The organism is Nitrosospira sp. Is2 (assembly GCF_033095785.1).
Classification (GTDB): Bacteria; Pseudomonadota; Gammaproteobacteria; order Burkholderiales; family Nitrosomonadaceae; genus Nitrosospira.
In genome coordinates this window covers 287,764-302,503 of the sequence record NZ_CP137134.1, presented here as the reverse complement: position 1 = coordinate 302,503, position 14,740 = coordinate 287,764, and the positions used below count along the sequence as shown (strand labels likewise).

Sequence of the window (14,740 nt, the reverse complement as noted above, 5' to 3'; positions counted from 1 at the left end):
ATCTCACGGTAATCCTCTCCCATCATGCTGCGCGCCACTGTTCATGCTGCCTGCCGTCGCCATGATTTTTGATTCACCCGGTTTGGTGCCCCCCTCAAGCGGGACGAGTGCAGGGAATGGGCGCTAGGGTTGCAGGGGCAGCGAGAGGCGTGGGAGAGGGAGCAGGGGAGAGTGACCGTGATTGAGTGTGATGCCGCGGTGCTTGAAGGTTCAGCGGCATAGTCGCTTGACATTCCTGAGCGCATTCGGGCATGCTCAAGCTCTTCATTAACCCAGATATCATCTCTCATATGAAATTACTCTCGCTTGCCATCGTCGCAATTCTGATATCTGCTTGTGCAGGCCCCATGGTTTACTTCAAGTCGGGAAATAATGCCCACCGTGAACAGCAAGACTTTGCGGAATGTGAGTTCGAAGCGGTTAAGGCAACGGGCAGCGCACCGAGCGGATCTATTACTAGCGATATGTCAGGCACCATTGCGAACGACATATCAACCGGTGTGAGGCGCGGCGAAATCAAGCACGCTTGCCTGGTCGCCCGAGGGTACTCACTGAAGCAGCAGGAATAGCCTCCATTTGCTGTGCTATTCGCCAAGTTCACCCATTTCTTAATCAAGGGCCGTAACTGCCATCCGACAACGGTTTCATTCCAGAGAACCAGGTACTGCTCCCCACGGCGGGAAACTAAATCCTGCATTTTGGTCAGGGGTAAAACCGAATAATGCATCCATCGTTATCGGCCCGTCGTGGATGAATTGAGCGCGTCTTTGGTACCCGCGTATTGCGATTGCGCCGGGAGGATTTGGTCGATATATGAACATCGAGTTCTGGTCGATAACTATGGTTACCTCATCGGAAGGCCAATATCCTTGTATGCGAATCAGTCCTGGTGCCACCACTTCAATATCAATAGCGACAATCTTATCCTCGGCAGCGTAGGTGGGATCGAAGCCCCGTATGTGGTCAACCACTAACTTATCAAGATACCTTTCATTAGCGGGAACCATGACGCGGACGTGCCCAGGCCGCGAATCGAATATGACGTCACTATCGCGTACTCGCACATGATTTTCAACTACACGAAGGACCTCCTCCCCCTTGCCTGTATAAAGTCTAGTGCTGAGTTGCAGAAGATCATCATCAAGAATCCGCATCTCTAACCGGTTGCGGTTGGAAAGCTTAAAGACGCACGTGTTGTCATGCTTCGTCACAACCGCGAAGCTTCCCATCAAAAGTTTTAACTGATTCGCGGGTTCTACAAAGATTTGCGACGCTCTTGTTCGCGAACCGTTCCTGACAATCTGCTTCCACTCGTACAGCGTCTCATCGCTGATCGTCAACGTACCGTTATGAGCGTAGTCGTGGCAGGTAGGACACAGTGCGATCATGTCGGGGCCGTTGTGGCATTTATAGACCGCCCATTGCTTGATGTGATGGATCTCGACTCGCTGCGTTGTGCACCCCGGATTCGCGCATTTCGCTCCTGCTTCCTTAATCAGCTGCCGCTTTAGTGCTTTGCCGATCTTTCGTTGATATTGCGCCATAAATAAAAGCACCGACTTTGCTGGCGCTGCTCGATTTCAAGGAAAAGTTTATTGTAGAGCTTTCACTGCAAAAGATACGATTTTTGCTCCGCAAAAACAATCGGTCTCATTATTCATGCGGCTTTCCTAGAGGTGGTTGTGGCATAATTGCGGAGCAAAAACGGTCTTAAGTAGTTGAAGTGAAAAGATTGAGCCGGTAGCCTGTTAATCCGCAGGTCCCAGGTTCGAGCCCTGGTCGGGGAGCCAATATTCGTAAGGCTTTCAGCGATTTTCCGCATATTATTTCGGTCCGCAAAAGCATGGTTGGTCCGCAAATATGAAGGAAATATGTCATTTGGTAGGCGTGACGATCTGGCCCAGGCGGACGTAATGCTCGGTCATTTTGACGGAAGAATGGCCTAGCTGGCGTTTTGCTTCTACCAGTCCGTCGCTATCTACTTTCTCCGTTCCGGCCTTCGCACGCAGATCCCGGAACTGAAATCCCCTAATTCTTGCTGCAAGATCGGCTTGACCGCGCTGGTCAGCAGCTGCCGCTGCCTTGATTCTTGCACGCTCGAAGCCGTTGTCCAGGCCCGATGTGGTCAACGCATACCCGCCTTTTGAAATGATCAGCGCCAAGTTGCGCACACTGTCTCGCGCTTCCTCTCCAGGAAGGTCTCAATCAGTCGCCCAGCTCGTTGGGCACGCCATCTTTCGTCAACATCAAACGCAATTTCTTCCCGCCCTTGCCCTGCTTCACAGCCAGGGTGCCCTCGCGGATATCCGTCTCGCGCATCTTGAGTGTGCCGGCCGGACGTTGCCCGGCCGCGACGCATCAATTCCGCAACAGAAAACCGTTTTCTGCCTTTTACGACGATAACTTTTTTCCTGGTGAGTTGCCTGAACCATAATCCTTTTCCTGAGTTTTCCATTTCGCGTAACAATCCAATCCGCAAAAATGCAGGACGTAATCGGTCGCTTCTTCATTAACTGCTTCGGATAAAGGGATTTCCTTGAAACAGACCTTGCATGCCACCCTATCGGGATCAGATGGTATTTCCGGTTCACGCATTTTTGAAGCTCCCTATTTTCAACCTGCCTCATTCCCACCCACCTTTTGCCCCGCCCCACCTTTTGCATTGTGACAAACAGACGAAGCACCGGTAATCAAGTCAAATCCACCACCGTTCCTTCAAGCACATCAATAAGCTGAGCCGGAAAGACGCCCAGCCATATAAGCAATAACGCCAGCGCCGCCAGCGTCACACTTTCCCCAAGGGAGGGTGATGCAACGGGCCTCATGGTTGGTTCAGTGATTGCCTGGGAACCCGGCGCACACATCACTGCGATAATACGCAGGTAATAGAAGAGCCCGATGGTGCTGCCAACAACCAATGCAATCACAGGTATCCACAACGATGCTTCCACGCCAGCCGTTAATATGTAGAACTTACCGATAAAGCCCATCGTCAGCGGAATTCCGGCCAACGACAGTAGCATGGCGGTAAACACCCCCGCGAGCCACGGTCTGTGCCAGAATAGACCCGCATAATCCGCAAGCCTGTCGCTATCCCTTTCCGCTACGCGCTGGGATTCGCCCTCGGATCCGTTATTGAACCCGCCCGACAATACCGTTACCACACCAAACGCACCCAGCATAGTGACAAAATAGGCCGTAAGAAAATAAGCCACCGCCTCGATTGCCAGCGGATCAAAAGCCAGAAACCCGACCAGCAGATAGCCAAGCTGGGCAATTGAGGAATAGGCAAGAATCCGCTTGATGTTATCTTGCAGCAGGGCGAGCAGGTTGCCAACCAGGATTGTCGTGACGGCAATCAGGCTCAATGCCAGCGTGATCGGCTGCGACTGGTGCGCTCCCGCCATCAGGAAATAGCGCAGTAGCAGGGCGAGCATGGCGCCCTTTGAAACAGTGGCGATGAATGCGGTAATCGGTGCGGGTGCACCTTCATATACATCCGGAGTCCACATGTGAAAGGGCACGAGGGCCAGCTTGAATCCGACACCTGTCACAATCAGCGCGAGCCCGGCCAGTCCGTAGAGCTCCAACGCCTGATCCGGCGCGGTAAGCATTGTTCCGATTTTCGCAAACTGCATCGTCCCGAGCTGCGCGTAGACCAGCGCCATGCCAAACAAAAGCAATCCGGATGAGAATCCAGCCAGGATCAGGTATTTGATCCCCGCTTCGAGAGGACGCTCTGTGAATCGCGGATAGGCGATCAATGCAAACAACGAAATGCTGAGCAGTTCCAGACCCAGGAGAAACGAAGCAAAATGGCTGCTTGCCACGAGAACCCCACCGCCAAGGGCGGCCAGCAGTAACAGGATGTAAAGCGCCTCATGGCGGCTTTCAGAACCGCCGAAGTAGCGATAGCACAGCACTGCGACGACAAAGGTCGCGGCGAAGATGAGCCCGATAAAAAACAGCGCATAGGTATCGAGGACCAGCAGAGCCGTGACCTGACGGGACCCGCCGCCCTGGGACAGAAACAATGATGCAAATGACAGAACCAGCCCAGCGAGTGTCAACATCATGACCGGCCGGGGATGACGGTAAAAGGCTGCGGCCAGCATCACCACTACCGCAGACCCGGCAAGGAGGATGAGCGGGGACAGGGCCACGAGGTCGGAGTGTAGTGAGTCGGAGTGTAGCGGGTTCATTGCGCATTGACCTCATGGCGAGCGACAGCAATCGCAGGCGGACTATTTGGGGTGTTTGGCGCGGCATCCAGCACCGGCTGCGGATACAGCCCCAGCCATAGGGTAATCGCCGCCATTGAATACAGGGTCGCCATTTCACGGCCTGATAGATCGTGCAGTTGCCAACCATGGGTATTCTCGCCATGGAAAGTTTTCTGCACCAGCGCAAGCGCATACACGACACTGGCGACAAATGCCACGCCCGCGACGGACGCCAGCACGCTGCTGGCGCGGTATAATCCCATCAGTACCAGGAATTCCCCGACGAAATTACCCATTCCCGGCAGCCCAAGCGCGGCAATGGCAAAAAACAATCCCATTGCCGCCAGGCGCGGCATGACGCTCCACAGGCCTTCAAAGCGACGCATATCGCGTGTGTGGGTCCGCTCCTGCAAAATGCCTGCGATTACAAACAGTGCTCCCGTACTGATGCCGTGCGCGATCATTTGCATCACGGCCCCCCCAAGCGACCAGGGATTCCAGGCGAATATCCCGAGCACCGCAAAGCCCAGGTGACTCACGCTGGTGTAGGCCACGAGGCGCTTGAAATCCGTCTGGGCGAACGCCAGGAAAGCGCCATAGAGAACTCCGGTTGCTCCCAACGCCATCGCCACCGGGGCAAAATACCCGGCCGCCTCGGGAAATAGCGGAACAACGAAGCGCAATAGCCCGTAGGTTCCGGTTTTCAGCAGCACCCCTGCAAGAATCACGCTTCCTGCTGTCGGCGCCTCGGTGTGTGCGTCCGGCAGCCAGGTGTGAAATGGCACGATGGGCGCCTTGACTGCGAACGCAATGAAAAAGCCAAGCATGATCCACAGCTCGGTGGAGGGAGACATGGCCGTATTCAACAGCTCGAAATAATCGAATGTCAGGACTCCAGTGCCGCGGTAGTGGACGAATACCAGCGCAAGAATTGCTACCAGCATGAACAGACCGCTCCCCTCGGCGAAAATGAAGAACTTGATCGATGCATACTGCCGATTCTCATGGCCCCAGATCGCAATCATGAAATACATCGGCACCAGCATCAGCTCCCAGAAGAAGAAAAACAGAAACAGGTCCAGCGCAAGGAATACGCCGACAGCCCCTGCCAGCGTCCATAGCAGGTTTAAGTAAAAGAACCCAGCACGCTCCTGGATTTCCGTCCAGGAACATGCCACCGATACCACCCCCAGAAAAGCGGTCAGCACGACCAGGATGAGGCTTATTCCATCCATGGCCAGATGAAAGCTCACTCCGAAACGCGGAATCCACTCCGCCCTGGTCTCGGCAAGCCACCCCCCGTGAGCGGGAAGAGCCATAGCGCTGGCAGACTGCAGCCAAAGCCATATCGCCAATACGAGCTCGATGCCCACCGTAGCCAGCGCAACCCACTTCGCAGAGTCCGGATGCCACAGATTCGCCATCCATGCCAGCAAACCGCCGGCCACCAGGATGAAAATTAATGCGGAGAGAATCATGCGAATATCCCGATGAATATAATACCGATCGATCCGGTGGCAATCGCCGCCGCGTAGCGGCGTACCTGTCCGCTTTGCGTTGCACTTAAGGCGCGATAGAGAAACAGACAAAGCTCGGCCAGGCCGCTGTAGATATTGTCGATCACGTCATGCCGATCGACCTTCTGGAGCCACCTGAGTGTGAATGAAATCGCCATGCTGTAGATATTGTCGATCACGTCGTGCCGATCGGCGTACGCAAGCCAGAGATAGGGCCGGACGAACAGGAACTCATAAAAACGGTCGAAACCCCAGCCAAAATGCCAGAGCTTCCGGATTCTTGCCAATGCCGGGATCAACATCAGTCCATGGAGAAAGGCGGGATATCTCAAAAACAACAGGTACGCCAACGCGATGCTGCCAAGAGAGGCAGCAATTGCGAGCAGCTCCAGAATGGTTTCGTCATTTTTACCGCCATGAACGACCTGAGCCGACGGCAAGGCATGCTGAATAAAGCTGGAAAACAGCGTTAAATTGCCGAGAAAAGGTGGGGTTTCAATCCATCCGCCAACCAGAGAGAGTGCTGCAAGAACGATGAGCGGTATAGTTATGCGCAACCCCGGCCGTCTGGTTTCGGGAGGCGTCGCAGTCCTCGCTTCGCCAAAAAAGACGAGAAACACCACGCGAAAGATGTAGAGGCCAGTCAATATTGCACCCCCCCATCCCGCGGCCCACAACCATGGATTCCCTCCTGCTGACGACCAGGCCCGCCAAAGAATCAGGTCCTTGCTGTAGAAGCCCGCAGTAATGAGCGGCAGCGCCGCGAGCGATGCGCTGCCAATTAGAAAAGTCCAGAATGCAACGGGAAGTTTTTTCCTCAGCCCACCCATCCGAAAAATATCATGTTCCTCGTGCAGGCTCATGATGACCACACCTGCGCTCAGGAACAGCAGAGCCTTGAAGAAGGCGTGAGTCATCAGGTGAAAGATGGCTGCGGACCAGGCGCCCACTCCCAGAGCAAGGAACATATAACCGATCTGGCTGATGGTCGAATACGCGAGCACGCGCTTGATGTCTTTTTGGGCAAGTGCACTGAACCCTGCCAGCAGCAGGGTAAGGGCGCCGATCACTGCTACCGCAAGCTGCACTACTGGTGCGAGCGTAAAGAGCGCATGCGTGCGGGCGATCAGATATACGCCTGCCGTTACCATGGTTGCGGCATGGATCAGCGCGCTCACCGGCGTAGGCCCGGCCATTGCGTCAGGCAGCCACGTCTGTAGCGGGAGCTGGGCAGATTTGCCCACCGCACCGGCAAGCAAAAGTGCTGCAGCGAGAATAGCGAGCTCCGACCCCTCCGGCCACTGCTGCGTCACGCGCTGCATCAACGGCTGGATATCAAGGGTTCCCAGATGAGTGAACAGCAGAAAAAGGCCGATCGCCATAGCGGTATCGCCGATCCGGGTCACGATAAACGCTTTGCGCGCAGCGCGCCCATTGACGGGGTCCCGATACCAGAATCCGATCAGCAGGTAACTACAAAGTCCCACCCCTTCCCAGCCAAGGTAAAGAAACAGCAGATTGTCGGCAAGAACCAGGATACACATCGAGCCAACAAAGAGATTCATGTAGGCGAAAAAGCGCGCATAGCCGTCATCGCCAATCATGAATTCCGTGGAATAGAGGTGGATCAGGAAACCGATGACGGTCACGACCAGGGCCATTACCAGTGATAACGCGTCAAGATAAAAGCCGATCCTCGGCGAGAAATCGGCTGTGGCGATCCAGACCCATGCTTCCTGCTGAAAGGCGAGACCCGGCGGTCTTGCAGCGATGAAGTCGATCGCGATCAGAATGGCGATGAGTGCCGAGAGAGCCACGGAGCCAGTTCCAATTACCGCGACACTGCGCCGGCTCAAGTAGCTTCCGCCCAGTGCCAGCATCAGGAAACCGGCCAGAGGCAGCGTGGGAATAAGCCAGAGCAGGGGTAACACGTTATCCCCGCATCTTGCTCACCGCGTCTGCATCCAGCGTCTGGAAGCGGCGATGCAACAGCAGCAGCAATGCCAGGCCGACAGAGACTTCAGCCGCCGCCACAGACAGGATAAAGATGAACATTACCTGACCGTCGGCCTGCGCCCAGTGCGAACCGGCAACCACGAAGGCAAGCCCGGCCGCATTTAGCATGATCTCAATCGACATCAGGATGAAGATCAGGTTGCGTCTGACCAGAATGCCGACCATTCCCAGCACGAAAAGGATTGCAGCGAGCAGCAGGCCGTGATGCATGGGAATAGCGGCCGCAACAGCGGTAGTGGCGGACGTGACAGCCTCAGCCGTGCTCATGGCCGCGCCTATCCGAAAGGGGCTCAGAACGTGAACCCCAACCTGACTCGGTGTGCCAGCCGAGATGACATGCGCCGACCAACCCCGCCAGTAACAGCAGCGAAGCCAGTTCGACACCGAGGAGATAGGGTCCGAAGAGCGTAATACCTACTTCCCTGGAGTCGACCGCTGCCCTGCCGGCGATTGCGGCGCCTTCATTCCCCACAAGGATATAAATCAGTTCAGCCAGCAGTAACGCCGACAGTATGGCGGGGCCCATCCACATGCCGGGGCTCAACCATTCGCGCTCCTTAACCGCTGCGGCCTTGCCGAGGTTAAGCATCATTATCACGAACACGAACAGCACCATGACGGCGCCTGCGTAAATAATGACCTCCAGTGCAGCGACAAACGGCGCCCCCAGCACAAAAAAGACGACCGCAACGGCGAGCAGGGACACGATCAGGTAGAGCAGCGCATGCACGGCACTCGCCCGTGTAACGACCATCAGCGTGGCTGCAACGGCAACTGCTGCGGATAAGTAGAATGTCGCTTCCATAGCCTCCCTCCCCAATCAGGAATCAAGATCCGCATTAAGGTACGGATCAAGGCAACAGCGAACGCGGGTCTACGGGCGGCGCCTCGTTCTCGGCATCACCCTTGTGCTTGCCGCTGATTCCAACCCCGGCTACCCGGTAGAAGTTATAGCCAGGGTATTTGCCGGTGCCATCGATTAAAAGGTCCTCTTTTTCGTACACCAGGTTTTTCCGGTTGTATTCGCCCATTTCGAAGTCGGGCGTAAGCTGGATCGCATCGGTAGGGCATGCCTCCTCGCAATACCCACAGAAAATGCAACGCGAAAAATTGATCCGGAAGAACTCGGGATAGCGCCGCCCATGCTCATCCTCAGTTGCCTGCAATGCGATGCAATCCACCGGACAGGCCGCCGCGCAGAGGTAGCATGCAACGCATCGTTCCTCCCCATCCGGATCGCGGCTCAGGATGATGCGTCCGCGCCAGCGCGGCGGGATCTTGGGTTTCTCGTCCGGATACTGAATCGTCACCCGGCGGTGGAACATGTGCAGAAAGATGATCCACATTGTCTTCAGGGAATTCCACATGCAATCTTCTCCCGGAGCTATCTGAACAGGTTACGCCGCAGCCAATATGACCGCGCCGGTGATCAACAAATTGACAAGTGTGAGCGGTAGCATGACTTTCCAGCCGTAGGCCATCAGTTGGTCGTAACGGGGCCGGGGCAATGAAGCTCGCAGTAAAATGAAGAACCCAATGACAATAAAGGTTTTGAGCAAAAACCATATCACTGGGGGCAGCACCGGCCCCAGCCACCCTCCGAAGAATAATGTCACCATCATTGCCGAGACAAGGGTGATGCCCACGTATTCACCAATGAAAAACAGGCCGAACTTCATGCTGGAGTATTCGGTGTGAAAGCCAGCCACCAGCTCGTTCTCCGACTCGGGCAGATCGAAAGGTAGCCGGCGCGCTTCGGCAATGCCCGCTACGGTAAAAGTTGCCAGGCCAAGGATCTGGGGTACGCAGAACCAGAGATTTTCCTGCGCGGCGACGATATCGCGCAGGTTGAACGAACCGGCGAGCATGACGACGCCCATCAGCGCCAGACCCATGAAAACCTCGTAGCTCAACATCTGTGCCGCCGCCCGAAAGCCGCCGAGCAGCGAATATTTGTTGTTGGACGCCCATCCGCCCAGTACGACGCCGTAAACGCCAAGCGAAGACATGGCGAGAAAAAACAGTAACCCGATGTTCAGGTCGACCACACCGATGTCCGGCGCGATCGGCACCACGGCAAATGCAAGCAGCGTAGTGACGGCAACTATTGTCGGCGCCAGCACGAACACCGCCTTGTCGGCGAATGGCGGCACCCAGTCCTCCTTGGTAAGGAGCTTGATCGAATCGGCAACAATTTGCAGAATACCGAACGGCCCCACCCGATTCGGGCCGTAGCGGTCCTGCCAGACGCCGAGCAAACGGCGTTCGATCCAGGACAGCAGCGCCGAGAAAGCAAACACGGCAGCGAGGATCAAGATCAGGTTCGCCCAGATGCGCGCCGATTCACTCATGGCGTCCCTCTTCTATCCGGTTCTCCTTCCTCGCCCTTCTTATCTTGCCGAATGCCGGCAATCCGATCCCCCCAAGACTGCCCGGACTTGGCAGACCCACGGGCAGCCCAGCAGTGCCGCGTTGCAATTCTGGTTTCAACCGCACCGGCAGCCAGTACGCTCGCGGAATTTCCTCGGGGAAGCCGGGTGAAATTTCCATAAGCTCGGGCCCAAACAGCAACTGCGCGTCATCCCCCTCAGCCAGCCGAAGATCGACCGCATCGTCGGGGTTGAGCGCCAGATACGGTTCAGTACTGAGCTCAGCGATACCGGGCGCCAGGGCGCTCAGTTCCTCGGAGCCAAAGATGTGATGCAACGGCAACAGCAGCCATTCTTCCAAACGCGGCGCGAAGCCAGCCGGTACATTTTCAAAGTACGCCGTTTTTTTCGCCGGCGTGGGTTCGATGAGGCGCTCGCCTGGGTCGCCCCCGGAGAGCGGGCCGCCCACTTCGTCCTGAAACTTGTTTAACGCCTGCACCGAGTTCCAGCCGGGCGCCCAGAACCGGGGAATAAGCGACGGCGGTGGATGGCCCGGATAGCCTTCCATGGAAAATGACAGGGGGCTATCCGGATCATCCGGCTGCTCGGGTTCCTGGATGTTTACGTTGGCGTGCATGGCGGTGCGCCCGCTATAACGATGGGGCTCTCGCGGAATCTTCTGTCCATCCATGCGGAAGCTCGCCGATGGCGCTGCGCGCAAAATCGGTTCGAGGCGGTGAATTGCCGCCGCACAGGCGGCGGTGACATCGTCCAGGCTTGACCATGGTGCTTCATCACCGCGGCCAGCCGCAGCCATGATGTCCCGCAGCCAGCGCCAGCTTTCCTGGATATCGCCCGGAATGTCACTCCCCGGAATATTACCCGTAGGCACGAAAACCTGGAAAAAGCGCTGTGCCCGTCCTTCGTTATTCACCAGCGTACCATCCGCCTCGGCAAAGGTCGCGGCAGGCAGCACCACGTCAGCCTTCGCGCTGGCAGCATGCTCGATATGATCGATCACCACGACGCGCCGGGCTGCGGCGAGAAGCCGATCGACCATCGCGGCATCCGCTCGCCGGTAAAGATCGTTTTCCAGAACGATGAGGGTATCCACGGCGCCGCTGTCCATTGCTTCCAATGCGCTGTTGAGGCTATAGCCTCCGAGCATCGACCCACCCAGGCTGTTGCATTCGGGAACAACGAAGCAGAGCTCGGCCGCGTGGCCCGTGCTGCATAGCGCCCATGCAACGTTGGCCGCCGCCTCAACGATGGCCTTGTCCCCGCAACCCATCCCGGAGATAATCAATGGACGCTCAGCCGCCCTCAGTTTTTCTGCGATGACGTCAGCCAGTGCTTGTGCCGCACTTGATAATCCAACTACCGGAGGCGCGTTCGAATCGACCGCGTGCGCCACCGCGAACCCAAGGCGGGCGAGATCGGCAGGCGGCCCATGGAAGGTCCGAGTCGCAATATCATCGAGCCGGGTATCCGTCACAGTGGCAACAAACAATGGCCCCCGCTCCTGTTGCGTCGCATCGCGCACCGCATTGTCATTCCAGAGCGGGATACCCATTTTCTCCGCCATCTTTTGCGGTTCGCGTCGCACCGCCTGGCGCAGGGCCAGCGCAAGCCGTGGCGCAGTATTGGTGACATCTTCCCCCAGCACCAGCACCGCGTCCGCCAACTCCACTTCATACAGCGATGGCGCGCGGGCAGGACCCTTTCTCAAAATATCGAGGACTGAAGCAAGTAGGCGGGAATCCCGCTCCGATATTCCGAAATAAAACTGATCACGTCCAACCAGCGTACGCAACGCAAAGTTGGCTTCGATCGAGGCGCGCGGGGAGCCGATACCGATGGAGCGGGCTCCACTGGACAGGATTTCTCCCAAATGTTGGAGCGCGTCCTGTTTGGTGGCAAGCTGCAGTGGTTCGGTTTTGGCTTTACGCAACACTGGCTGCCTGATCCGGCGCTCGCTATTAACGAACTCGTAACCATAGCGACCGCGGTCGCATAAAAAATAGCCGTTGACCGCGCCGTTGAAACGGTTGTGGATGCGGCGCAGCATGCCGTAACGCTCGCCCGGAATCGTGTTGCAACCGAGTCCGCAGTGCACGCACACCGATGGCGCCGTTTGCAAATCCCACTTGCGCGTATAGTGCCGCTTCAATGTCTTGTCGGTAAAAACACCGGTAGGGCAAATCTCCACCAGGTTGCCGCTGAATTCGCTTTCGAGAACCCCGTCCTGATGGCGGCCGAAGTAGACCTGATCGCGCAGCATCAAGGCGTCAAAGTCGCGTCCGCCCGTATAGTCCCGGTAGAATCGCGTACAGCGATAGCATTGAATGCAGCGATTCATCTCGTGGTTGACGAGAGGCCCGAGGTCCTGGTTATGGAACGTGCGCTTGCGGCCATGGAAGCGGCGATAAACATGACCGTTCATCACTGTCATGTCCTGCAAATGGCATTCGCCGCCCTCATCGCACACCGGGCAATCGTGCGGGTGATTGACCATCAGCCATTCCGCCACGCTGGCGCGAAATTCGTGTGCCTCGGGGTCATCGATTGAAATCCGAACTCCATCTTTAGCCGCAGTCATGCACGCCATAACGATCTTGCCTTGCTTATCTTCCTCGTTCTTGAACTGCTTGACCGCACACTGGCGGCACGCCCCTACCGAGCCAAGTGCCGGATGCCAGCAGAAATAAGGCAGGTTGAATCCTAGCGAGAGGCATTCCTGCAGCAGGTTCTCGCCATCCTTGGCAGGATAAGGCCGGTTGTCGATATGGATGATCGTCACATTCGCCTCGCCACATTCCCATGCTGCATCCCCACATCGCGCTCGCCCCAGGGGCAGCGTTTTTCATGGATGTGGCGCTCGAAATCATCCCGGAAATACTTGAGGCCGCTTTGCAGCGGCTCTGCCGCACCGGGCGCGAGGGCGCAGAAGGTGTGCCCCGGGCCCAGCAGGCGGGTATGCGATTCTAGCCGTTCTAGATCGGAAGCCTGGCCGCGCCCCTCCTCCATGTCCTGCAATATCTGTTCGATCCATGAAAGCCCCGACCAGCAAGGGGTGCACCAGCCACACGACTCCTGCGCGAAGAAATGCTCGAGATTGAGCAGCATGCCAACCGGGCAAGTCTTGTCGTCAAGGACAATCATGGTGCCCGTCCCTAAACGGCTGCCCACCGCCTGCATCGAATCGAAATCCATCGCTACGTCGAGGTGATCGGCAGTAACAAAATCCGTCGACGCACCTCCCGGCAGCAAGCCGCGAAACCGGTAGCCGTCGCGCATGCCGCCCGCGTGTTCTTCCAGAATCTCCCGCAGAGGGGTGCCCATGGGCAATTCCCATAACCCCGGGTTCTTTACCCTTCCGCTGGCGCCGTACAGTTTGGTACCGCCATCGCCGCTACGGCTCAGGCTCTTGAACCATGCAGCGCCATGATTCACGATATGCGGAATATTGCACAGGGTTTCAACATTATTGACGATGGTGGGCTTGCCCCATAGGCCGCTCACCTGCGGGTATGGAGGCTTGGCGCGCGGATTGGCGCGCTTGCCTTCGAGGGCATTCAGTAGAGCGGTCTCTTCTCCGCACATGTAGCGCCCGGCGCTGACGTGTAGGTGCATCTCCAGGCTGTACGCCGAGCCCAGGATATTTTTCCCAAGGTAGCCCTGGTGATAAGCTTCAGCGATCGCTCGCTCCATCCGCCGGGCGGCCAGCTTGTACGCCCAGCGCAGAAAGACGTAGGCCACGTCGGCCTGGATCGCATAGCCGCTGATGATGATGCCCTCGATCAACTGGTGGGGATCACCTTCGAGCAACAGGCGGTCCTTGAATGTACCCGGCTCCATCTCGTCGGCGTTGCAGACGAGATACTTGGGCCGCGGCGCGTCCTCACCCATTGGCACGAAACTCCACTTCTGCGCGGTGGGGAATCCTGCCCCCCCGCGCCCGCGCAGGTTTGATTCCTTCACCGCTGCCTGGACTTCCGCGGGAGACATGTGCAGGGCCTTGCGCAGGGCAGCATAACCACCCGCCTTTTCGTACTGCGCAAGATCGGGCGGTTCTTTCCCCAAAGAAATATTACGGGTCAGCGGTGTTTCCATCAGTTGATTCTTTTTCTTCCTGTTGGTAATTAGCAAGGATTTCATCGATCCTGGCCGCGTCCAGGTCCTGGTAATGCGCATCATCCACCATCATGACAGGAGCATGGTCACAGGCGCCGAGGCACACGTTCGGCAGCAGGGTAAAACGGCCGTCGGCAGTGGTCTGGCCCGGCCTGATGCCCAGGCGCGCCGCCAGGTGCTCGCGCAGATGTTCATAACCCATGATCCAGCAACTGACGCTGTCGCACAGCAAGATGACATGCTTGCCTACCGGCTTGCGGAAAATCATGTTGTAGAAGGTTGCAACGCTCTCCAGTTCAGCCGGCTTCATCTGCAATGCCTCGGCCACGTCGGCAATCCCCTCATTCGATACCCAGCCGCGATGCTGCTGCACGATCTTGAGCGCCTCGATGCATACCGCCCGATTATTCGGGTAGTGCCGCGCATGCGCTTCTATTTCTCTCCTCTCCTGTTCGCTCAGCATTGTTTCCCCTCGGTATCC

The 14,740-nt window shown here is 57.0% G+C and carries 14 protein-coding genes; 1 reads left to right on the top strand and 13 read right to left on the bottom strand.

The features are described from left to right. Positions 1-290: 290 nt before the first annotated feature. Positions 291-569 carry a hypothetical protein gene (locus tag R5L00_RS01320; RefSeq protein WP_317652959.1) on the top strand — a complete coding sequence of 93 codons (279 nt, stop codon included), beginning with the start codon at positions 291-293 and terminating at the stop codon, positions 567-569. Positions 570-644: 75 nt separating this feature from the next. Here the strand turns inward: R5L00_RS01320 and R5L00_RS01315 are convergent, their stop codons facing one another. From R5L00_RS01315 to nuoE, 13 genes are all read right to left on the bottom strand, one after another. Beyond that, positions 645-1,544, bottom strand: a complete 900-nt coding sequence (locus R5L00_RS01315) for an HNH endonuclease signature motif containing protein (RefSeq protein WP_317652957.1) — start codon at positions 1,542-1,544, stop codon at positions 645-647. A 330-nt stretch (positions 1,545-1,874) separates the two neighbouring features. Then, on the bottom strand, positions 1,875-2,171 hold the full coding sequence (locus tag R5L00_RS01310) for a hypothetical protein (protein WP_317652956.1): 297 nt from the start codon (positions 2,169-2,171) through the stop codon (positions 1,875-1,877). A gap of 220 nt (positions 2,172-2,391) precedes the next feature. Further along, a complete protein-coding gene (locus R5L00_RS01305) occupies positions 2,392-2,595 on the bottom strand; it encodes a DUF3330 domain-containing protein (RefSeq protein ID WP_107692615.1) in 204 nt (67 codons plus the stop codon). Between the two features lie 95 nt (positions 2,596-2,690). Next, positions 2,691-4,202 (bottom strand): NADH-quinone oxidoreductase subunit N, encoded by a 1,512-nt coding sequence (locus R5L00_RS01300; protein WP_317652955.1) that lies wholly within the window; start codon positions 4,200-4,202, stop codon positions 2,691-2,693. After that, positions 4,199-5,701 carry an NADH-quinone oxidoreductase subunit M gene (gene nuoM / locus R5L00_RS01295; RefSeq protein WP_317652954.1) on the bottom strand — a complete coding sequence of 501 codons (1,503 nt, stop codon included), beginning with the start codon at positions 5,699-5,701 and terminating at the stop codon, positions 4,199-4,201. The genes R5L00_RS01300 and nuoM overlap by 4 nt, the downstream gene beginning before the upstream one ends. Further along, positions 5,698-7,671 carry an NADH-quinone oxidoreductase subunit L gene (gene nuoL, locus R5L00_RS01290; RefSeq protein WP_317652953.1) on the bottom strand — a complete coding sequence of 658 codons (1,974 nt, stop codon included), beginning with the start codon at positions 7,669-7,671 and terminating at the stop codon, positions 5,698-5,700. The genes nuoM and nuoL overlap by 4 nt, the downstream gene beginning before the upstream one ends. Before the next feature lies 1 nt (position 7,672). Next, on the bottom strand, positions 7,673-8,023 hold the full coding sequence (gene nuoK, locus R5L00_RS01285) for an NADH-quinone oxidoreductase subunit NuoK (protein ID WP_107692619.1): 351 nt from the start codon (positions 8,021-8,023) through the stop codon (positions 7,673-7,675). Next, a complete protein-coding gene (gene nuoJ / locus R5L00_RS01280; RefSeq protein ID WP_317652952.1) occupies positions 8,010-8,561 on the bottom strand; it encodes an NADH-quinone oxidoreductase subunit J in 552 nt (183 codons plus the stop codon). The genes nuoK and nuoJ overlap by 14 nt, the downstream gene beginning before the upstream one ends. 46 nt (positions 8,562-8,607) lie before the next feature. Beyond that, entirely contained in the window at positions 8,608-9,123 is a 516-nt protein-coding gene (nuoI, locus tag R5L00_RS01275; RefSeq protein WP_317652951.1) for an NADH-quinone oxidoreductase subunit NuoI, read from the bottom strand. A gap of 30 nt (positions 9,124-9,153) precedes the next feature. Then, on the bottom strand, positions 9,154-10,107 hold the full coding sequence (gene nuoH / locus R5L00_RS01270) for an NADH-quinone oxidoreductase subunit NuoH (protein ID WP_317652950.1): 954 nt from the start codon (positions 10,105-10,107) through the stop codon (positions 9,154-9,156). Then, entirely contained in the window at positions 10,100-12,925 is a 2,826-nt protein-coding gene (gene nuoG, locus R5L00_RS01265; protein WP_317652949.1) for an NADH-quinone oxidoreductase subunit NuoG, read from the bottom strand. Before nuoG ends, nuoH begins: the two co-directional genes overlap by 8 nt. After that, positions 12,922-14,283, bottom strand: coding sequence for an NADH-quinone oxidoreductase subunit NuoF (gene nuoF / locus R5L00_RS01260; RefSeq protein WP_317652948.1), 1,362 nt, complete (start codon positions 14,281-14,283; stop codon positions 12,922-12,924). The genes nuoG and nuoF overlap by 4 nt, the downstream gene beginning before the upstream one ends. Then, positions 14,216-14,722 (bottom strand): NADH-quinone oxidoreductase subunit NuoE, encoded by a 507-nt coding sequence (nuoE, locus tag R5L00_RS01255; RefSeq protein ID WP_317652947.1) that lies wholly within the window; start codon positions 14,720-14,722, stop codon positions 14,216-14,218. The genes nuoF and nuoE overlap by 68 nt, the downstream gene beginning before the upstream one ends. Positions 14,723-14,740: the final 18 nt, after the last annotated feature.